We start from the raw sequence: 21,765 nt of genomic DNA on the forward strand, positions 1-21,765 counted from the left end.
GAACACGTAAGCCTGCACCAAAAGCATAAGCCCAGTTCTCTAATAATTTAACATTCGCATCGCGAGCTGATGCTGATGTTGCATTGGCGAAAACTACTCCACCAAATAAATCCGGATTTTTAGCTAAAATTGGTAATCTAAATCTATACTCGGCCTCAGCATAAAACATATCATCGCCTCTCCAACGTCCTTGCGCATATCCTCTACCAGAACGTCCCATTTGATCCCAAGCGGTAGCTGGCAAAGCCATATAGGGTAAATTACCATGTGTGGTTACGTTAGCAAATGTCCAAAAGGCAATTACATTCCGTGGTACTTCGGCATTTACTCCAATATAATCGCGGTATTCCATCCATAAAGTAGATGAGCTTTGATCACTTCCTAAAAAGTCGGCATTATATTTATACGACATGTTGGCAAAACGACCCGAATATGGATTGGCCATATTATCACGAGTATCGTACAATGCATTGGCAGACACCCCAACTATACTATAACCTGTAGGATCGAACCCATGTTTCATACTATACACATAGTGATGCGAATAATGATTCGGTTCATCAGGGTTTTTAATAAGTGCATGATCTTCGATATTTGTATATCGATCGAAATGAGCCCCAAGTCCTAGATACAAATTTGGTTTTACTTGTTTAAGCGCTGTTTGATGTACTCTATATAAATCGAAATCCATGTGCTGCTCTTCGTATAAGTCTCTATCATCAAGAGGAGATATGCCGGGTTTTAAAGTATTTGCATCGGATCCGGTTCCTAATCCAAAAGTTGGCTGAGAAGATAGCATCACACGATAATCACTTTGAAATAACCACTCATTCTGAGGGGAATATACACTACCTCGAAGAGCCAGCATTAATTGATTTTTAGTAGTATAAGTAGCCATTGCCAATACGTTAGACATCTTCGTGTCTGATGGATCTCCTAAAAAAATACTTCCTGAAGCAGCAGCTCCGTATACAAAACCATATGCAGGGTTAGAGGCCAATGCTGGTATAGGTGAGAAATATAATTTCCCTACTTGAATATCGGATTTAGTGGTTAAAGAGTCTTCGAGCGCTTTTTCCTCGTCTAATTCTTTTTTAATTTCTAGTGTTATTTCTTGATTATTTTGGATAGGAGGCTGTGCACTAACAGTCCCCATAAAGCCCAGAAATAGCACGAGTGCTGTTAATTGAATACTCTTCATATCTATATGTTTTTAATGTTTCTAACTGATTAATTTACTGGCAACAGAAATGCAGCCTTGTAATTTTCTTTCGCAGACTGGATTATGTTTAAATTTTCTTACAATGGTCTGATAGTATATTAAAAGGTAAACTACCTGTTACCAAAATGAAGAATATCGACTCCTAACAATAGGTATGATGTATTGGCTAATGGATTAACGATGGCTGCCACTTTTACCGGCATCTTAAAATCTTCGTTTATTTTTAAATTTTTAGTAAATGTGAGTCCTACATCATTAAAACCAGGCTTTGCTCCATAAAAATGCGCTTTACTTGGGTTTGCTAAACTAAAAGAACCACCCATATGTGCTTTCACCTTGCTTGTGCCCCAATACCATGCATATTCGAGCGCTAAGTATTGTGAGTAGCGTTGTTCTCCACGCCACGAAACCATTTCTCCATCTTGCTCTATTTGTTCAAGAACATTATCTCGCCCAAATATTAATGTGGATGATGTTAAATTCCAGTGTCCCTTTTTATCAAGCTGAACATTAATAATTAAGTCTAACAAGCCCCTTGTGGTTTGTTTATCAAAATTGAATATACCGCCAGGGTTGGGCACATCAGAAATCCCCTGTGTATAGTTATAGTAATACTCCAAATGAACCTTATAGCGTGGTTTATGATAACCCACAACAATATCCGTTTCGTGATAATCGCCACTGCTCGAAGCACCTGAATACATACCCAAATACCATTCGTCCATACTTACTCCACCCTGCGTGGCTATGGTTGGCGATTTGCCCGGAATTAATCCCTGAAATATATTTTGCGATTTTAAAGTTACTGTCATATCCCAATTAAATAAATTAGGATATGGGATAGTTTCTTCTGAATATTGAGCATGAGTAATGGCTGTAAAGCATAACATGCCCAATAGTATATATCTTACTTTAGTCATTTAGTACTGTTTTTTATTGGGCACAACGGTGGCTTTAGTCCATTACTGACAGTATTGCTTTTTTGCAAAAACAAGAAATAGTAAGGACTTACATACTTAGAAAATTGAGACAGCAAGCTCCCTACGTTGAAGGGAGCTTGTACCTAGAAATTGATTACAGTGTACGTTCTTGAATATCCTGTTCCTTACTCTCGTCAAGGTTGAGGTGGATAAGATTATTTCCTAGTTTTGAGAAATAAATCTTTTTTAAATCGAATTGACGAACTCTCCTATTGTGCATGGTATGGTAGTTTAAGGTCATATCGCTAATATTCCAAGCCGATGTCCATATGGTTGAAGCGCGCATTAAACCAAGTCTAACTTCTCCGCTAGCGCCTTCTGCACCATCAGGACCTAAGGGTAAGTTAAAATTATCTAGAATTCTAAAAAGCTCATAAACTGCTTCGTTTGAATTAGCCACTGAACGTGCAGTCTGGCTCCAGGCAACAGCCCTAATAAAGCGTGATGGAGGAGTGTTATCTCCCGGTAATCCAAACATACCAGACCCTGCCCCCAGTGGTTTAAATATCTCACCGTCCAACTCTATCTGAGTATGCGCTTGGTTAGATAAACCTACGTAGTTATTAACATTGGTAACATGCCAATCGTAATTAGGCGCATTGGTAATTACCCCTAAAGGTGCATCGTGAATGACTAGTTCACCTTTTGTATATTCTATCACAATAGATTCACCATTCTTATCTGTTACCATCCAATGTGAACCCACAACTATACCTATTGACTCATCAATAACACCAGCGACGTTTACTTTTGGCATTCCTTCTTTTACCTCATTAACATTAGCAAATGTGCTCAATATATAATTGGTTACTTCTTGAGCTGAGATAGTATTATTTGCTTCTGTTGGATTATAATCGGGATAAACACAAAAGCCTGGAAAGTAAAACATGCCAATTGTTAAACCAGCTTCATTCATTCCATCAGCATATAAGTCTTTTTTTAGCATATCAAGACCAACAAAGCCGTATTTTGCAGAGTAGCTCTTACCGTTTTGACCCTCTGGCGTTAATCCATTAAACGTATATCCCTCGGGTACAATTGTAATTCTAGTATTCAAATCAAATGCGCCCCATTCCATGGTTCTGCCAAAAATAACACCTCCATCTTTAGAGTTTAATCTAACCCCTGTACAAGCATCGGTTTTAACAGGCACTATAAGAAGAAACGCCATAACCAATATTGTAATCATTTTTTTAAACCTATTCATAACTATATTCTTTAGTTGTTAATTTACAGAAGCAAAGTTATCTGATGGCATACTATCGTTATGGCCTCTTCCTGTCAAGCATAGGCCCAATCTTGTCAACCCTATTATTGTAAATATTTGTACATTGTCAATAAATAGGATTATTCTAATCCTCAGGTAACACAAAACCGGCATTGCAAGGTGTTTCTACGAAATAATTAATGAATGGAAAACAAAACAGTATATTTAGACGAGAGTAGCAATAACAACTACATTGAGGCATTGGAGCAGACCTTCAATAAAAAGAGAAACGGTGATAGTATTGAGGTTAAAGAAGGAAAAAATTATATACGCATAAGCAACTTTCCTTATTTTGGCGACTTTGAGATGATGGTTATTAGCATAAATCTAAAAGATGAATGGTCTATAGAGCGAATTGCTACTGAACTTCCGGCTAAATATCACTTTTCGCTAATTGCTGAAGGTAACGTTAAGCAAAGTTTTAATAATAAAATGCATGTGGCTGAAGCTGGCTCTAGAAAGGTATTTTTGTACACAATGGACAGTTTAAATTAAAATCATACTTCCCGAAGGATATAGAATATAAGGCGGTAGTTTTTAAAATATCGAAACAAACAATATCAGAACATATTCCGGAAGCATTAGATATTATGGAATCGATGTTTGAAAACGACGAACCTAAAGGCTTTCATACACCTACGCCTAATGCTATTCAAAGAATTATTGATGATTTGTATAAATATAAAGATGAAGCTTTGATTCCGAAACTCATGGTCAGCTCTAAAGGTTTGGAGTTATTCTCTCTACTCATTAATTCACTTAAAAAACTACTGGAAGCACATGAGCTTAATGGGTTACATATTGATGACTATAACAGGGTACTCCGAATTAAAGATGAATTAATAAATAAAGTGGAGCATAAAATTAATATTGAGGATTTGGCCAAACAGTTTGCCATAAGTTCATCAAAACTGCATCGCGATTTTAAAGCCTTATACGATTGCAGCATATATAGCTTTTTTACGCAAGCTAAAATGGATGAAGCTCATCGAAGGTTACAAAGTGGCAATTTTTCTGTTACTGAGGTTGGCTAGGATTTAGGCTACAACAGTATATCTAAATTTTCTCGTATGTTTAAAAAGCTGAAAGGAATAAGTCCTAGAGATGTTATACCGGTTTAGTTTTAATAACTTAAAAAAGCAAGACTCGTTTCGGAATCTTGCTTTTTCTTTTATGTTGTTTGAAAGTTTTAAATTGGAATACCTACACTTATTGGTGTCCTTTAGCAAGTTTGTTTTTTGCTTTCTGTTTTTTCGAGATCTTCTTTTCTCCAGCATCCTTTTTTAACTTCTTAGTTGGTATTTTTACCAAAGCCTTAAAAAAGTCCGGTATATCAGTTTCAAAAGTCATTTTCTTTTTGCTGAATGGGTGTTTTATTGTAAGAGAGTAGGAGTGTAGTGCTAACCTTTTAGCTCCTTTATCATATTCTCCATACATATTATCCCCTAATACAGGTCTATCATTTTCAGATAGGTGAACTAGTATTTGGTGTTTATAATCAGTATGTAATTCTAACTCAAGTAAGCTATATCTTTTGTTTGCCTGTAGTGTTTTATAGGTTGTCTTAGATGGCTTTCCACTATCCTTGTCCTCTACAGAATAAACTCGTATCCCTTTATTAACCTGCAAAAAGGAAGTGATTGATCCGTTCTTCTCAGGCATTGTACCTGTAATTACGGCAAGATATTTTTTATTAAATGTGTTCCATTCTGTTTGTAAATACTTTTTAGCCTTCTCGCTTTTTGCAAATATTACAATACCCGAAGTTTCTTTATCAATGGGATTGACAATAAAAACTTTACTCTTAGAGCGACTATTGCCTTTTTGAACGTAGTTGTTCAGTAATGAATGTGCTGTTTTTAGATTTCCTTTACCTGTTCCAACAGTTAAAAGGCCATTTATTTTATCTACAACAATAATATCTCTATCCTCATGCAGTATAGTTAAACCATATGGCTGGTGTTTAGGTTTTGCTTTGGTTTTCTTATCTATAGTTTTCTTTTCGCTCACAATAATTTGTTTCCGTTATTCTAATAAACCACGAAAGTAGTTATTTTTTATTGGTTTAGATTGGTGATTATAGATTAGGTGCAGGCATTATATCAAAGTAATAAATCCGGAAAAGCTAATATTCTTTTCAAGAATGAACAGGCATACCTGAAGAGAATATAAATGGAATTTAGATTAAAAAGAACTCCCAAAAACAATATAAAAGGCAAAATCTTCACCATTTCCCCATGCAAAATCAGTACCCATATGAACACCTAACATACGAGCGATTTCATACCTAAACCCAGTTCCTATGGTATAGGCCCAATCAATTTCTTCAAAAGTATCAAATGATTGAAAAGCCTTACCAGCTCCTGTAAAGCCAACTAGCGACCATCGTTTATATACATTATATCTCCATTCCGTTTCAGCCACCATAACATTATCGCTTTGATATCGCATAGCAGGTATTCCGCGCATTTGTATAAAAGGATAGGCATAAAAGGGTGCATCACCAACTAAATAACTTCCCGTAAATTTCCATGTTGAATAGGTTTTATCACCAAAAGGAACAAAGCCTTTAATGTCAGTATCGATAACTCCATAATCTTCATCGGCACCAAGCCATTTAGCTGAATAATTGTAAGCAAGTATGGCATCAATTCCTTTTGTTGGAGTAAACACATTATCTCTGCTATCGTACTCAATCATTGGTTTTAATGTACTAATAACTGACTTTTTTTCTAATCGTTTAATAATTTCATTCACCAATGGTTTTCCAGGGATGGTATCTATTCTCATTTGGTTATTGAAATATAAATAAGAAGCTCCTATGTAAAACTTGCTGGTTGATAATCTATATTGTACGCTTTGATAAATAAGCCAGGCGTCCATATTTAAATTAATAGGATTCTTACTAAGAATAGGGTTGTTGTTTCCGTAATAGTTAATCCAAACATCGGGTTTAAAAACTGCAGTAATTGTGCGAACTCTATTCTCGCCAAAAATATGGGAATGAAAAGCACCTGCACCCCAAGTTTTATTCTCGGTTCCAAACCCAGCTATACCCGATACATTAGGTGGAACATAAGTTTTGTATTCCTTTTTACGCGTATGAAAATAGAGTAATGCACCACCACCGCCATAGCCTACAGCCGGTTCTGTAATTATCATAGGGACTGGAAGGAGACCTCGGTGCTCTAATAAAAAGGAGCTTAAATCGAATGAATTATCAACAGGATCTCGCATTGATATCTTTCCCTTTTTTTTCGAAGGAGATGTAATGCTATCATTCTGAGCTTGGATACCTGAAGTTATTAATATAATTATCAGGAGTGAAAGTGTTTTTATTTTATTCATTTTGAGAGTTCTAAGAAGTGTATGAGTATGGTAAATATCGTTTTAAAGCATCAATTATTCATAAATTAGCTCTACATCATCTATTATTAAGGTACTACCAATGGCTCCAGCAAAGTTAGCTCCATCGTAACTTGATGATGCTACAAAGGTTATGTGAGTAGGTAAAATATAATCTAAAGCATCCTCTGGTACATATTCACCGTCTGTAGGTTTCATGTAGTTTGGTGCATCGCTAGGAAGCTCTCCGTATGTAAACTCTATTAATTTTTCAGTTAACTCATTTTGTATTTCACCATTTCTAAACCATATGGTAGCCAAACGTCGCGCTTTATCTGTTCTAACCTCTAATAAGGCATAGATATCTAACATATCACCCTCAGGGAGTATATTGCCATTTTTATCTTTGTTTTCAGGGCCTGGAGTATATTTATATTTAAATTTTAAGCTTTTAGGGCGACTAGCAAATGGAGATCCAAAATCAATAGCGGCTTCTGGGTTAGAAGGGTCAATGGCATTCTTATCAAATTTACCTATAAATATAGAGCCTGCTGAAATGGGGGTTCCAAAAGCTCCGGCTAAACTACCATTATCAAGCGTTTCCATTTTAGCGGCATAATTTTCATCTTCAATTTCAAAGGGTGTAGTTGCAGTTAAACCTAATATTTGTGTGCCCGGATTACCCGTTCCCCAAATCGTTGTTTCTGCAGATTCGCCAGGTTCGTAATAGCCTTCTGTAGTTTGATACCAGATATTGAAATCTCCATTTGGCAGAGGAGGATTTTCTGAGGCGATAAACGGAATAATTTGCCAGTTATAAATAGTTCCATCCTCAGCGGTTATATTGATGTCTACATTATTGGAAAGGTTAATAACATCACCAATATTAATATCTGATTTCGCAAATGAAGATAGTTTTAGCGTTTTTACTTCCAAAGCTGTAGTTTCAACCCCAGGTGGAATTTCGATAGTAGCAGTAAGGCTATCTGAATTTATTACAGCCAGACTGGCTTGATTGCTAATTTCTATCACTTTAATGTTACCATATTTCGATAATCCGAAATGATCTTCTTTAATGCAAGCTGATATAACAAGCATTAATACGAGTGTAATTATATATAGCTTATTCATGTTAATGCAATTTTGGATTAAAAATAATAGGCCAAGCCTAGGTCGAGGGTTAATATGTCAATATTGAAGTTAACATTATGGCGAACATCTTTTGATTTTTCATGTCCATCAATTGTTGTGTCAGTAATTTCTACATTATAACCCAATACATTTAGTTGTATTTCAAATGCGAAATTTTCCATGGCAAAGAAGGTAATACCCGGACTAAGTCCGATACCAATGTTATGAGTTGTTGAAAATGTTGTAGTTATTTCGTCTACATTGGCAATGTCTCTATTATTCGTATTCTCAATACCGTAACCCAATCCAATAACTGTAAAAAAGCTCAGGCGTTCATTCTTTGTTAAAGGTACTGATGATCTTACATTAGGTTGTATGCTGTATCCGCGGGTAATTGAGTTGGTTTGCAATGTGTCAGGATCTCTGAATACAATGCCATTAAACTCATTTTCGTACATCTCAAAATTAAGACCAATCATACCATAGTTTCCGGTATAATAACCTCCTTTAAATTTTATGCTGTAATTCACATCATTTCCATCTATTATGTTTTGAAATAATCCCTTTGTATTTAGACTTTGCTGATCACTAAAATCAAATCCCATACCTACATACCAGCTGCCCTTTTTAAAAGGGGTAAAGTCGTTATTGTAGTAACTTGATAATAATTCGTATGGAGAGTAATCACTACTTTTTCTATCGTTCTGACTATAAATAATGGAGCAATTAAATACCAGAAATAGGATGATGGAAATACTTTTAGTTTTTCTGAGTTTCATTTTATTAGGATTTTTATAGAGTTGGGATTTTAATAAGTCTATATCTTTTTATTATGGATGTTTAGGTATACAAGTGTAATCTAACTATGGGTTATGAACATAACAAAAAGTTCAATAACTTGTTCTTAAGTTAAACTATTCTTTCTTAATCTTCAATAGTAATTTTAAAGCAGTGTATTATACTTTAAAAAGGTTGATTTGCAATTAGGCTTAGTATTCTTTTACTCCTGCTGCAAAAGAATTAATTGGTATTAAACATTAGCACTAATTATAAGTTTTGTTTAAGTACTAATACAATTATAAAAATGAAAGCAATTGGATATAAGCAAGCAGGGGCTATTAACGCCCTGGATTCATTCATTTTATTGGATGTAGAAAAACCAAAATTAAAAGAGCATGATATTTTAGTTCAGGTAAAAGGGATTTCAGTTAATCCGGTTGATGTCAAAGTAAGGGCTTCCATGAGCCCAGAATCAGGTGTTAAGATAATTGGTTACGATGCATCAGGTATTGTAGCGGAAGTAGGTAGTGCTGTGACACAATATAAAATTGGTGATGAGGTATTTTATGCAGGCGATATTACCCGTCAGGGAACCAATGCAGAGTATCATGTAGTTGATGAGAGAATTGTGGGTCGCAAGCCCAAAAGTCTTGATTTTCCAGAGGCAGCAGGTTTACCCTTAACCTCAATAACAGCTTGGGAGATTTTATTCGATTCGCTAAAAATTTCAGAAGGTGGCGGAGCCGGCGAAAGTATTCTAATAGTTGGCGGAGCTGGTGGAGTAGGATCTATTTTAATTCAGCTTGCTAAAAAGTTAACTCAGCTTACCGTAATTGCATCAGCATCCAGACCAGATAGTATTGAATGGGTTAAGAAAATGGGTGCCGATTATGTGGTAAATCACCGTAATTCTTTATCCGAACAAGTAAAAGAATTGGGTCTCCAACCAAAATATGTAGCATCACTTAATGCAACCGATCAGCATTTTAATACTATAGTTGACCTCATAAAACCAAGAGGTCATATCGCCTTAATTGATGATCCTGCCAATCTGAATATTAATATCATTAAACCAAAGGCTTTAAGCTTTAGTTGGGAGTTTATGTTTACGCGTTCTATGTTTAATACCGATGATATAAACGCTCAGTATCACTTGCTAAATCGTGTTTCAGAGTTGATTGATGATGGTACTTTGGTATCTACAGTTACTAATAATTTGGGCAATCTATCTGTCGAAAACCTTAAAGAAGCACACCGAATTCAAGAAACAGGAACCGTTATAGGTAAAAATGTTTTGGGTGGATTCGAGTGATTATCATATTGAGCGTTCCAAAATCATTTCAGGAACGCTCTTATTTTGTAGCAATATTCTAAAAAAAAAGTGTAATCTGAAGTCAGCAATTGTGCTTGATTACAAATACCTATTCAAAGTCTCTTTAAATACACTAATTGCCTGTGCTCCAATAACGGGTTCCTTATCAGCCACAATAATAGTTGGTACACTATTAACGCCTGATCGTCTCCATGCTTCTTCCTTCTCAATAATGTCCTTAAGTTTATTCTTGTCATTTAAAATTGCCAGAGCTTTATCAGCATCTAATCCAACATCTTTAATTGCCTCAAGTAAAACTGTCCTATCCGAAATATCTTTTCTGTTGGTAAAAAAATCACTAACCAAGCGAAGGTTCAATTCAGTTTGTTTCCCATTTTCTTTTGCAAAATCAAGCAGCAAATGTGCCTCTCTGGTATTCAGCATTCTCATGCCCTTAAAATAGTCAAACTCAAAATCCAGTTCGGCACCCAAGTTTGTTAAATGTTGCAACGAACCTTCAATCTGTTCAGGAGTCGAACCATACTTCTCATTAAGGTGAGCAACAATCTCCTGTCCCTCAGCAGGCATATTTGGGTTCAATTCAAACGGATGCCATTCAATCTCCACTCTATCTTCAATTTGTAACTCGGTAATCGCTCTTTGTAATCTTTTATACCCCACAATACACCAAGGACAAACTACGTCTGAAACAATATCTATTTTGATCTTTTTACTCATTTTCAAAGTTTATTAAAATTGTTATTAACTAGGGGCTTCCCTTGCAGGGCGAGCTATTCACTATATCTTTGTTTCGCCATAATGGGCTCACAAAGGATGCCGTTTCTATCCCTAAGCCGGTTGGGTTCAAGCCAAGTAAAAATAAGCCCCTTAATACAGCCTACTATACAACTCCAAATTAATAAAATGGTTTATTGCCAAATGCAATAAGCAATCAATAGCGAGAATAAGTTCCTCTTAAAATTAACATTGGCATGTTTAAGATTGGCTACAAATATTGTTTTTGAAGCTTATGAAAGCTAAGAAGGGTGTGATATTATTTCTTAATTAATAGAGTACTTTACTTATTCAAAGCATTTATTATTTTACGACCTCTACTTTTAAAACCTGCCGAGTTATTATCTATTTGCGACTCTATAACTTCAATTAATTCACCTTTTAAATCCGGGTATTCTTTGCAAACATTATAAAGTATTTGCATGCAATGAGCTTTAACTGCAACTGGTATATTTTCCGACATAAGCCAATTAAAGCAGGTATTAATAAAATCACCATTAATCATATTATTCACATCACTAAACGAAATAATTTTAGAGAAATGTCGTTTGTTACCATCTGAAACTTCATTGGGTAATCTTTCAATTATATCGGGTAAATAGTGTTGTAAGTCGTCTTTCTTTAGAAAATACAAATGCTCAAAAACCCATGCAGCACGCCATTTTACTTTGATATTAGAGTGTTTGGTTAAAGTATATATTTGGTCTATTGCTACGGTGTTATATTGTAAATCTTCAATTATTTTCAATACCGCTTTTTTGCCTGAAATATGTAACAGTTCATCTATTAAATTATCCTCAGTCATCAGTATGCTAATTCTTTAAAAATTTCTCAATTGTTTTATCAAATCTACTTTCCATACAAACGCTTATGTCGGTAGTTACAAATTTACCATTATAAAATAGGCTGAAAATAGTTGCCGGAGTAGGAGCACCTTGTGCCTCTTCTAAAGTAGAAAGTTTAATAAGTTCAAGGTTTAAATTTCTGTTTGTTGCAACTTCTTTTAAAGAGTTCATCACATGATATTCAGAAAAAGGACAGCGGTTTGTGAAATAAACTGTTATCCCATTTTTATTAGGAGTTTCTCCTAGTTCTGTACATGCTTTAAACTTGGGTTTTGGTGCTGTTTTTCGAAAGGTTTTTGTCAAGAGACTAAATCCATAAGGCAATTTTTCAACTTCCTCAAAGCCTTGTTTTAATAGCCACTTGGCATCGTTCATAAAATGAAATTTCTTTGTGCCAACTATGGTGACTAGTCCATCTTTCTGAAGTGCCTTAGCTTCGTTTTCGGCTTTCTGTAGAAGTGTTTTTCCATAACCATTCTGTTTGTATTTGCCAGAAACCCACATGCATCCTATAAATGTATAATTAGGTGCATCAATTGGAACCCAAGCTTTTTCAGCATTGCAGTATTCAATAAAAACTTTGGCGCGTTCATTAAGTCTTAGAAATTTGTATCCATGCCTAAATTCATTAGTTAGCCATTGCTTTTTTAGCTCATAACTTTCGGTACATTTTTTATCAGAAATAGCACAGCAGATGTGCTCTGATTTAATATTATCGGCATTTAACTCAATAATTTCTTTCATAGAGGAGCGTTTGTATTCTGTTCGGGTTTATTCATCAAATCTAAGATATAAAGATCGGAAATAAATGAGAATATATACAAACAAAAAAACCACCTAACGGTGGTTTTTAAATATTGTGTTTTGAATGTTTACTTTACTTCGTAAACGATTTCTTCGCCACGATTAATGGCTTTTTCGTTAAGCGGAATTAAATGATGATGTCTTTCGGGTAAAGAGCTTTTTAATCCTTTAAGTACGTTTTCCATTTTTACAATAGGTTGCACTTTAAGGTAAGCACCTAAAACAATCATGTTAAATGTTTTGGCCGATTGCATTTTGGCAGCTTCAGCCGCAGCATCAATTCTGTATATTCTAATATCTTTACGTGTAGGATGGTTTTGAATTCCATTTCCATCGTACAAAAGAATGCCACCTGGCTTTATTTCTTTTTCAAACTTATTTAAAGATTGCTGATTTAGAATAATGGCAGTATCGTACTCGTGTAATATTGGTGAGCTAATACGATCATCTGATAGAATTACGGTAACATTAGCTGTACCACCACGCATCTCTGGACCGTACGATGGCATCCATGATACTTCCATATCTTGCATTACGCCTGAGTAAGCTAAAATTTTACCCATCGAAAGTACACCTTGACCACCAAAACCAGCTATAATTATTTCTTCCTTCATTTTAATTAATTTTCATCGGTCTGAGAAATGTATCATCAAACCTTAGATAAAAAATAGGGCAGAGGAGTTTATATCTCATCTACCACATTTAATTACTCATCTTTTAAATCTCCAAGAGGATAGAATGGGAACATATTTTCAACCATCCAATCATTCGATTTAGTTGGAGATTGTTTCCATCCCGAACTACAAGTTGCAACCACCTCAACTAATGAAGTACCTTTGCCAGCTTGTTGGTTCTTAAAAGCCTTAATTAATGCTTTTTTAGTTTTACGTACCGATGCTGCTGTATGACACGATTGACGTGTTACAAACGAAGTACCAGGCAGTGTAGCTAATATTTCAGTAATTTTTAATGGGAAACCATCTTGTTGTGGTTCTCTACCAAACGGACAAGTAGAAGCTTTCATACCTTGTAAGGTTGTTGGGGCCATTTGTCCACCTGTCATACCATAAATACCATTGTTGATGAATACCATTACAATATTCTCACCTCGGTTACAAGCATGTATAGTTTCTGCAGTACCAATGGCAGCTAAATCGCCATCGCCTTGGTACGAGAACACCATTTTCTCTGGCATTAAACGTTTTACTGCTGTTGCCAATGCAGGAGCACGACCGTGAGCCGCTTCTTGCCAATCAATTTCTAAATAGTCGTAAGCAAAAACAGCACAACCTACAGGCGCAATACCAATGGTAGTATCTTGAATGCCTAACTCCTCAATAACTTCGGCAATTAACTTATGAACCACACCGTGTGTACAGCCCGGACAGTAGTGCATTTCGTTATCAGTAAGAACTGCACTCTTTTTATATATAACGTTCTCGTCTTTAATTATATCCTTAATATCCATAGTAATTACCCTTGTATAAAGTTAGACTTCAATGCATCAACCACTTCGCCTGGTGATGGAATAATACCACCAATTCTTCCGTAATGCTCAACCGGGATAGCTCCGTTTACCGATAGTTTAACATCTTCTACCATTTGTCCGGCACTCATCTCAACACTTAACATGGCTTTAGCCGATTGAGCTAACTTTTGCAATTGTTTAGTTGGGAAAGGGAATAATGTGATTGGACGTAATAATCCGGCTTTGATACCTTGCTCACGTGCAATTTCCACTGCTTTTTGACAAATACGAGCACTAGATCCGTAAGCGACTAAGATATAATCGGCATCTTCACACATGATTTCTTCGTAGCGTACTTCATCCTCCTCGCAAGCTTTGTATTTAGCTTGAAGTTTATGATTGTGCTCCTCCATATATTCAGAATCTAAAGATACCGAGGTGATTACATTGCGTTTTCTATTGCTAGTTCTTCCTGTTGTAGCCCAATCGCCATATTTGGCAACAATTTCTTCTTCGGTCATTCTTGGCTTAAATGGTTGAAGTTCTACCTTCTCCATCATCTGGCCAATAACACCATCACTAAGAATCATAGCTGGGTTACGGTATTTAAATGATAATTCAAAAGCTAAATCAACAAAGTCAGCCATTTCTTGCACAGATGCAGGAGCTAATGTAATTAGCTTATAATCGCCATGTCCACCTCCTTTTACTGATTGAAAGTAATCGGATTGAGCAGGTTGAATAGTTCCTAAACCAGGACCTCCTCGTACAACATTAACAACAACACATGGTAATTCGGCTCCTGCCATATAACTTAATCCTTCTTGCATCAAACTCACGCCGGGGCTTGATGAAGAAGTCATCACTTTTTTACCACAGCCTGCACCGCCATAAACCATGTTTATAGATGCTGTTTCGCTTTCGGCTTGTAATACAACCATGCCTGTATCTAACCACGGTTGTTCTTCCATTAAGGTTTCCATTATTTCACTTTGAGGTGTGATCGGATATCCAAAATATCCATCAACACCGCAACGTATTGCTGCGTGGGCAATGGCTTCATTACCCTTCATTAGCTTTAATTCCTTCATCTGAAAGTAATTTCTTATTTAAAGTGTGAATTACTGAAAATTCACTACTTGTTTAAACAATAATTTGAGATTGATTTGGTAATTTAATTTATGCTTTTGCTCTGTAAACAGTTATGCAACTATCTGGGCATACTACAGCACAGTTTGTGCATCCTATGCAAGCATCAGGGTTACCCGGTGTAGAATAATGATATCCTTTACCGTTAACTTCTTTTGCCATAACAATTACATTGGTCGGACAAGCAACCATACACAATTCGCAACCTTTACATTTTACTGTATCAACCACTATTGCTCCTTTAGCTTTTGCCATATCTTAGTTTATATTATATTTTGTGCAAATTTATGCAATTCTATAAGTCTTATTTATGATAGCGATCATAGCACAACCATAGCTTGGGCTATCTGGCTATTATCAAATATCTTACCATCCTTATTTAAAAAGATACTAAACAACGAAATACTATTCCGTTTTAACAATACTACTTTCTGATTATTTTGCTAGTGCAGTAACGATTGAATTGTTCTAGTCTATCCGATAAAACAGTTAATCTACTCAATTGGGTTTGAGAAACACATGCCCTGAGTCCTTGTTTACAGCTCCCGGTATTACCTAATGTAATTGCACTTACACCAAAGTGTAATAATTCTTTAAGTAATGCTCCGCCTGTAAATCCAGGGTATGCTATTGTAAAATAAAATCCATCTGCAATTTCTTCCTCAACATCGTAATCATAAACAATAGTAAATCCATTGTCTATAAATATTTGTTTCATTAAAATTGCTCTTTTGCTATACTCTTTTACCTCTTCTAAAAAGTTGTATGTTCCATTACAAGCTGCTTTATAAATAGCTGCAATGGCATACTGTGCCGAATGACTGGCGCCCGAAGATAATGAATATAATATTCTTCCAATAATTACACGGCCAAAATTTCCTATTCCAAAGCTTAATTTTAATGATTCAAAATAACGATTGTATAATGTATTAGAGATGCAAAGTGTCCCAATCCGCTGTCCTGCATAACTAAAAACCTTAGAACTGGAGATCAGTAGAAGGTAATTATTGGTGTATTTAGCAACGGTAGCTTGGTAAGGTTCTTGGTAAGGTATGGAGATGTCAATTCTGTTATCCATCCCAAAATATGCCAAGTCTTCAATAACTATTACATCGTATTTGGTAGCGAGTTTTCCTATGATTTCAAGTTCGTCATCGTGCAAACACATCCAAGTTGGATTGTTAGGATTAGAATATATAATTGAGTTTATATTTCCTTTGCTAAGGATGTTTTCAAGTTTGGCCTCAAGTTTATGGCCTCTGTACTCATAAATATCAAATGAGCAATGTTTGAAGCCTTGTACATTTAACTGTTGTTTCTGCACAGGGAATCCTGGATCGAGAAATAGGAAGGTGTCTTTTTTAGGGTTAATGTGGCCTATAGCCATAAAACATGCATAGGCTCCTTGCATTGTGCCAACGGTTGGAATGCAGCCTTCAGGATCTATATTAATGTTCATGAAGGCTTTTACAAACCGAGATGCTTGAAACTTATATTCTTCAATACCATCTAGCATGGGGTATTTTGATGCAACTCCTTTTTTAAGTGCATCAATTTCAGCTTTGATGCCAACCCGAGAAGGAGGAAGTCCAGGAACTCCCATTTCCATTCTAATAAAGCGTTGCTTGGTTTTGTTTTCAATATAATTTACTAATGTAACAATTTCCCTTATGGTGGCTTTTTCCATATCCTGAATGGGAAACTTTTGCAATGCTTCATTGATAATATTATTTGAAATAGGAGTTTGCATAATGCAATTGATTTAGTTTAAATCTTTAACCACACTTCGTCTAGTATTTATTTCATTAATGAGTTGTGTATATTATTACTATTCAGTTGCTGTTAGTATATATTTATATTGTTGGGTATACAATTAGCCTACTAACATTTAAAAAGTATGTTCTTGACTTAGTTTTTTTAACCAATTTCTAACTCTAGCTAATGTTTTTTCAGCTTCGTTGTCTTCATCTATTGGTAAGCCGGCAAAAAATAATCCTTCCAAAGCTTCGGAATCATTAAATTGATATTCTTCGGCATCGCACTTGCCAACTACTTCAACATTGTAGGGTTTTAGTTTTTCTTTTAGCCACCCTATTGCATCTACAAAATGATCGGGGTAATTGATGTGATCTCCCAAACCATAAATGGCAACCTTCTTACCTTCCCAGTTTATCTTAGAGAATTGTGTGAAGAATTGATCCCAATCGTTATCATCGTGATCCGAGTCCCAATTGGTTCTTCCCAAAGTTGATATTCCAAAAATAATATGTTCGAACTTTTCAATTTCAGCAGGGCTTGCTTCTTTTATGGGCATTAATTCACTATTACCTTCACCTAATTCTGTAGCAATAATTTTTGCTACTTTACTCACACTACCTTTTTCAGGGCCATAAAAAATACCAGTTTTCTGCATAATTGGTGTATTAAAAAGTTATAAAGCAATCTCTTGCTTAAATATCTTGTTTATCCTGAAATTAAACAATAACAAAACTCATAAGGAAGTCGCTCCTTGCTATTTTCTTTGTGATTTTGATTAGAGAATATATAATCAAATTTTTGCAGTATGTACCTTTATCTTTTTTTGTGGTGGATTTTAGGAATATGAATAGATTGCAATTAAAATAGTGTGTTAATAGATTGGTTGAATTTTTAAATAGTCAATGTGTGTAATGTAATTAATACTGATGGATTTTATATATAAAGATATCGCAACTGTTTACTCCACCTAAAAAAATAAGTTTGCATTGCATTTTCGCACTTATAATTTGTTACATTTGTTCAGAATTATGAAAGCTGAAAAAGACATATCTGCATTAAAACTATTGAGTATCACTATACTGATGACAGTATCGTGTGTATCTCCATCTGCTGATATTTCTCAAAAACAGTTAAGTAGTTTAGGTTTTGATTTGGAGTTGGCTTTAAATAATAAAGCTGATGTAGCAAAAAAATCTAACAAGAGCATTGCGAATCGTCAATCTAGAATTCAGAATCTGATTAAGTCTGGCAGAGAAAATGAGGTAGTTAAAAAGCTTCCATTTAATCATTCGCCTGTTGCTATTCAGCTTAGTGCTCAATTGTTTGAATTGCCTTTGATCAATTCAATAACATTAAGACATCAAAACTATTTAAAAGAACCACATATATTATTAGGATGTCCCTCTCGGGCTGGTCCTGTCCTTTCTTAGGTTCTTTTCATTTTGCTCGATCGCTTATGCGTGGAGTGAAATTCTTATCAATTTATCTTATAATAACATTCAGAGTAAATTATACTCTAAACCGTTTATATTAAAAGCATGGCAGTATTTGGAAATTTACTTACCAAAATGTTTGGTAGTAAGTATGATAGAGATTTAAAAGAGTTAAATCCTATTGTTGATTTAGTAAAAAAAGTAAGTCCTGAATTAGAGAATCTTACTCACGACGAATTGCGTCAAAGAACTCAGGATCTTAAAAATAAAATAAGAGACTCGTATAAAACAGAGTTCGATAGAATTACAGAGCTCAAAGCTAAAACTGAAGATATTTCAGTAGATATCTCGGAACGAGAGAAAATTTATGATGAAATAGATTCGCTTGAAAAAGTAATTGATGAAAAGCTTGAAACAGCTTTAACAGATGCTTTACCAGAAGCATTTGCAATTCTTAAAGATACGGCTCGTAGGTTTACAAATAACGAAAATATTGAGGTTACAGCTTCAGATTTCGATAGAGACCTTGCACCAAGTAACGATTTTGTTGAGATTGAGGATGATAAAGCTATTTGGTTCAACTCGTGGGATGCAGGTGGTACTGAGGTTACTTGGGAAATGATTCACTACGATGTACAGTTGTTTGGTGGTGTTGCACTCCATCAAGGTAAAATTGCTGAGATGGCAACGGGTGAAGGTAAAACTTTAGTGGCTACCTTGCCAGTATTCTTAAATGCCCTTTCAGGAAGAGGAGTGCATGTTGTAACAGTAAATGATTACTTAGCGAAACGTGATAGTGAATGGATGGGACCAATTTATCAGTTCCACGGTTTGTCAGTTGATTGTATTGATAAGCACCGTCCGAACTCTCCTGAGCGTCGTAAGGCATACCGTAGTGATATTACTTTTGGTACCAACAATGAATTTGGTTTTGATTACCTAAGAGACAATATGGCTACATCACCCGATGATTTAGTGCAGCCAAAACATAATTATGCAATTGTGGATGAGGTAGACTCTGTATTAATTGATGATGCTCGTACACCATTAATTATTTCAGGTCCTGTACCTAAAGGCGATGATCAATTATTTGAAGATTTAAAGCCGAAAATTGAAAAGTTAGTTGAAGTACAACGACAGTTGGTGTCAGGTATTTTAGTTGAGGCTAAAAAGAAAATGAAGTCATCAGATTCTAAAGTTGCAGAAGAAGGTGCTTTATTGTTATTAAGAGTATACAAAGGTTTACCGCGTACCAAGCCATTGATTAAGTTCTTAAGTGAGCCAGGGATGAAGTCGGCCATGATTAAGTCAGAGAACTTTTATATGCAAGAGAATAACAAAAATATGCACATCGTTACTGATGAGTTATTTTTTGTTATTGATGAAAAACACAACTCAATTGAGTTAACAGAAAAGGGTATTGATCTGATTACAGGATCTACAGAAGATCCAAACTTCTTTATATTACCAGATATTGGTTCTGAGATTGCAGAGCTTGAAAAGTCTTCAATTGATGAGGAGGCTAAAGTGGCTAAGAAGGATGAGATGCTTCAGAATTACTCGGTAAAATCGGAGCGTGTACATACTATTAACCAATTATTAAAGGCATACACTTTATTCGAAAAGGATACAGAGTATGTGGTGATGGACAACAAGGTAAAGATTGTTGATGAGCAAACTGGTCGTATTATGGAGGGCCGTCGTTATTCTGATGGTTTACACCAAGCTATTGAGGCTAAGGAGCGTGTTAAAGTAGAGGCCGCAACCCAAACATATGCTACAGTAACTTTACAGAACTACTTTAGAATGTACAAAAAGCTTTCGGGTATGACGGGTACTGCCCAAACCGAAGCTGGTGAGTTGTGGGATATCTATAAATTAGATGTGGTTGTTATACCTACCAATAGGCCAATTACAAGGGCTGATATGGAGGATAAGGTTTATAAAACCAATCGCGAAAAATACAATGCAGTAAGTGAAGAAATTGTACAGCTTGTAAAAAAGGGACGTCCGGTACTTGTGGGTACAACTTCTGTAGAGATTTCAGAATTGTTAAGTCGAATGCTTAAAATACAAGGTATTCAGCATAATATATTAAATGCGAAGTTACACCAACGTGAGGCCGATATTGTTGCCGAAGCTGGTGCTGGCGGTGTGGTTACTATTGCTACCAATATGGCCGGTCGTGGTACTGATATTAAATTATCCGACGAAGTTAAAGCAGCCGGAGGTTTAGCAATTGTAGGTACAGAGCGTCATGAGTCTCGTCGTGTCGATCGTCAGTTACGTGGTCGTGCAGGTCGTCAGGGAGATGTGGGTAGCTCGCAATTCTTTGTTTCGCTTGAGGATAATTTAATGCGTTTGTTTGGTTCAGAGCGTATTGTAAAATATATGGATAAATTAGGCGTTGAAGATGGTGAAGTAATTCAGCATTCAATGATTACTAAGTCTATTGAGCGTGCACAAAAGAAAGTTGAAGAGAATAACTTTGGTATTCGTAAGCGTTTGCTTGAGTATGATGATGTAATGAACTCGCAACGTGAGGTGATTTACAAAAAGCGTCGTCATGCCTTGCATGGTGAGCGTATCCAACTCGATTTATCGAATATGATTTACGATACTTGTGAGAGTTTGGTAAATGAGCATCAAGAGAATGGTGATTACGCTAATTTTGAGATGGATTTAATTCGTGTATTCTCAATGAAATCACCGTTTGCTGAAGCAGATTTCCTAAAAGGAAATCCAGCAGAAATGGTAGAGCAGTTAAATACTGAGGTTTGGGGAACTTACCAACGTAAAATTGAAGCCATTGCAAATCAGGCTTATCCTGTAATTAAGGATGTATATGAAACAAAAGCACAGCAATACAAAAACATTGTTGTACCGTTTACAGATGGTCAAAAAATAATGCAGATTACTACCAATCTTGAAAAAGCCTACAATACTGAGGGTAAAGATTTGGTGAAATCATTCGAAAAAGCCATTATTTTAATGACAATTGATAATGCTTGGAAGGAACACTTGCGTGAGTTAGATGATTTGAAAACTTCGGTTCAGAATGCATCTTACGAGCAAAAAGATCCATTGTTGATTTATAAGTTTGAATCTTTCGGTCTCTTTAAAAAGATGATGGAACAAGTAAATAAGGATGTTGTGGCTACTTTAGTAAAAGCAAATATTCCAGTGCGCGATCCTCAAGAAATTCAAGAGGAGCAAGTTCGTAAGCGTCAGGATATGAGCCAGCTTAAAACAACCAAAGATGAATACCCAGGAGCAGGAGAAGAGCGCGAGCGTCAAAAGCCAAAATCAGAGCCTATTAGAGCCGAGAAAAAGGTGGGTCGTAATGAGCCTTGTCCATGTGGAAGTGGTAAAAAATACAAACAATGTCACGGTAAGGGCATAGCGTAGTTCTTACCTGAAAATATAAAAGTGATTTTTAATTAGCCTGTAGGTAATGTAAATGATTGCCTCAGGCT

At 35.7% G+C, this 21,765-nt stretch carries 21 protein-coding genes; 5 read left to right on the plus strand and 16 right to left on the minus strand.

The genetic code is table 11. From position 1 onward, the window contains the following. The 3 genes from A8B35_RS17875 to A8B35_RS17885 all read right to left on the minus strand — a co-directional run. Positions 1 to 1,201: BamA/TamA family outer membrane protein (locus A8B35_RS17875; RefSeq protein ID WP_075603566.1), on the minus strand; the 1,201-nt coding region annotated here is incomplete at its 3' end. A 131-nt stretch (positions 1,202 to 1,332) separates the two neighbouring features. After that, positions 1,333 to 2,142, minus strand: coding sequence for a hypothetical protein (locus A8B35_RS17880; RefSeq protein WP_075603567.1), 810 nt, complete (start codon positions 2,140 to 2,142; stop codon positions 1,333 to 1,335). Positions 2,143 to 2,296: 154 nt separating this feature from the next. Further along, positions 2,297 to 3,409 (minus strand): linear amide C-N hydrolase, encoded by a 1,113-nt coding sequence (locus A8B35_RS17885; RefSeq protein WP_075603568.1) that lies wholly within the window; start codon positions 3,407 to 3,409, stop codon positions 2,297 to 2,299. Positions 3,410 to 3,613: 204 nt separating this feature from the next. On the opposite strand from A8B35_RS17885, the gene A8B35_RS17890 reads away from it, so the two are divergent. Both A8B35_RS17890 and A8B35_RS17895 read left to right on the plus strand, forming a co-directional pair. Then, the gene (locus A8B35_RS17890; RefSeq protein ID WP_075603569.1) at positions 3,614 to 3,964 is read left to right on the plus strand and encodes a hypothetical protein; all 351 of its coding nucleotides are present in this window, start codon (positions 3,614 to 3,616) and stop codon (positions 3,962 to 3,964) included. A gap of 95 nt (positions 3,965 to 4,059) precedes the next feature. Next, a complete protein-coding gene (locus A8B35_RS17895) occupies positions 4,060 to 4,503 on the plus strand; it encodes a helix-turn-helix transcriptional regulator (protein WP_075603570.1) in 444 nt (147 codons plus the stop codon). Positions 4,504 to 4,678: 175 nt separating this feature from the next. On the opposite strand, the gene A8B35_RS17900 is transcribed toward A8B35_RS17895, so the two are convergent. From A8B35_RS17900 to A8B35_RS17915, 4 genes are all read right to left on the minus strand, one after another. After that, the gene (locus A8B35_RS17900; RefSeq protein ID WP_075603571.1) at positions 4,679 to 5,479 is read right to left on the minus strand and encodes an RluA family pseudouridine synthase; all 801 of its coding nucleotides are present in this window, start codon (positions 5,477 to 5,479) and stop codon (positions 4,679 to 4,681) included. A 174-nt stretch (positions 5,480 to 5,653) separates the two neighbouring features. Further along, positions 5,654 to 6,817 carry a BamA/TamA family outer membrane protein gene (locus A8B35_RS17905; RefSeq protein ID WP_075603572.1) on the minus strand — a complete coding sequence of 388 codons (1,164 nt, stop codon included), beginning with the start codon at positions 6,815 to 6,817 and terminating at the stop codon, positions 5,654 to 5,656. A 54-nt stretch (positions 6,818 to 6,871) separates the two neighbouring features. Next, positions 6,872 to 7,945 (minus strand): PCMD domain-containing protein, encoded by a 1,074-nt coding sequence (locus A8B35_RS17910; protein WP_075603573.1) that lies wholly within the window; start codon positions 7,943 to 7,945, stop codon positions 6,872 to 6,874. Between the two features lie 17 nt (positions 7,946 to 7,962). Then, on the minus strand, positions 7,963 to 8,724 hold the full coding sequence (locus tag A8B35_RS17915) for a hypothetical protein (protein WP_075603574.1): 762 nt from the start codon (positions 8,722 to 8,724) through the stop codon (positions 7,963 to 7,965). A 305-nt stretch (positions 8,725 to 9,029) separates the two neighbouring features. Here A8B35_RS17915 and A8B35_RS17920 point away from each other — a divergent pair, with 305 nt between their 5' ends. After that, on the plus strand, positions 9,030 to 10,037 hold the full coding sequence (locus A8B35_RS17920) for a zinc-binding alcohol dehydrogenase family protein (RefSeq protein WP_075603575.1): 1,008 nt from the start codon (positions 9,030 to 9,032) through the stop codon (positions 10,035 to 10,037). Between the two features lie 99 nt (positions 10,038 to 10,136). On the opposite strand, the gene A8B35_RS17925 is transcribed toward A8B35_RS17920, so the two are convergent. The 9 genes from A8B35_RS17925 to A8B35_RS17965 all read right to left on the minus strand — a co-directional run bounded on the left by A8B35_RS17925 (position 10,137) and on the right by A8B35_RS17965 (position 17,511). After that, on the minus strand, positions 10,137 to 10,775 hold the full coding sequence (locus A8B35_RS17925) for a DsbA family oxidoreductase (RefSeq protein ID WP_075603576.1): 639 nt from the start codon (positions 10,773 to 10,775) through the stop codon (positions 10,137 to 10,139). A gap of 340 nt (positions 10,776 to 11,115) precedes the next feature. Then, entirely contained in the window at positions 11,116 to 11,637 is a 522-nt protein-coding gene (locus A8B35_RS17930; protein WP_075603577.1) for a hypothetical protein, read from the minus strand. Between the two features lie 7 nt (positions 11,638 to 11,644). Then, entirely contained in the window at positions 11,645 to 12,421 is a 777-nt protein-coding gene (locus A8B35_RS17935) for an N-acetyltransferase (RefSeq protein WP_075603578.1), read from the minus strand. A gap of 128 nt (positions 12,422 to 12,549) precedes the next feature. Next, entirely contained in the window at positions 12,550 to 13,095 is a 546-nt protein-coding gene (locus tag A8B35_RS17940; RefSeq protein ID WP_075603579.1) for a 2-oxoacid:acceptor oxidoreductase family protein, read from the minus strand. Between the two features lie 92 nt (positions 13,096 to 13,187). Further along, positions 13,188 to 13,949: a thiamine pyrophosphate-dependent enzyme gene (locus A8B35_RS17945; protein WP_075603580.1), complete on the minus strand. Its 762-nt coding sequence runs from the start codon at positions 13,947 to 13,949 to the stop codon at positions 13,188 to 13,190. 5 nt (positions 13,950 to 13,954) lie between these two features. Beyond that, on the minus strand, positions 13,955 to 15,040 hold the full coding sequence (locus A8B35_RS17950) for a 3-methyl-2-oxobutanoate dehydrogenase subunit VorB (protein WP_075603581.1): 1,086 nt from the start codon (positions 15,038 to 15,040) through the stop codon (positions 13,955 to 13,957). Positions 15,041 to 15,128: 88 nt separating this feature from the next. Continuing rightward, entirely contained in the window at positions 15,129 to 15,353 is a 225-nt protein-coding gene (locus tag A8B35_RS17955; protein ID WP_075603582.1) for a 4Fe-4S dicluster domain-containing protein, read from the minus strand. Positions 15,354 to 15,522: 169 nt separating this feature from the next. Further along, positions 15,523 to 16,848 carry an aminotransferase class I/II-fold pyridoxal phosphate-dependent enzyme gene (locus A8B35_RS17960; protein WP_075603583.1) on the minus strand — a complete coding sequence of 442 codons (1,326 nt, stop codon included), beginning with the start codon at positions 16,846 to 16,848 and terminating at the stop codon, positions 15,523 to 15,525. A 138-nt stretch (positions 16,849 to 16,986) separates the two neighbouring features. After that, positions 16,987 to 17,511: a flavodoxin domain-containing protein gene (locus tag A8B35_RS17965; protein WP_075603584.1), complete on the minus strand. Its 525-nt coding sequence runs from the start codon at positions 17,509 to 17,511 to the stop codon at positions 16,987 to 16,989. Between the two features lie 373 nt (positions 17,512 to 17,884). Between A8B35_RS17965 and A8B35_RS17970 the strand changes: the two genes are divergently transcribed. Further along, positions 17,885 to 18,286 carry a hypothetical protein gene (locus A8B35_RS17970; RefSeq protein WP_075603585.1) on the plus strand — a complete coding sequence of 134 codons (402 nt, stop codon included), beginning with the start codon at positions 17,885 to 17,887 and terminating at the stop codon, positions 18,284 to 18,286. Positions 18,287 to 18,394: 108 nt separating this feature from the next. Further along, positions 18,395 to 21,697, plus strand: a complete 3,303-nt coding sequence (gene secA / locus A8B35_RS17975; RefSeq protein WP_075603586.1) for a preprotein translocase subunit SecA — start codon at positions 18,395 to 18,397, stop codon at positions 21,695 to 21,697. Positions 21,698 to 21,765: the final 68 nt, after the last annotated feature.

Origin of the sequence: Saccharicrinis aurantiacus, assembly GCF_001660705.2 — a bacterium.
GTDB classification, from domain to species: Bacteria; Bacteroidota; Bacteroidia; order Bacteroidales; family Marinilabiliaceae; genus Saccharicrinis; species Saccharicrinis aurantiacus.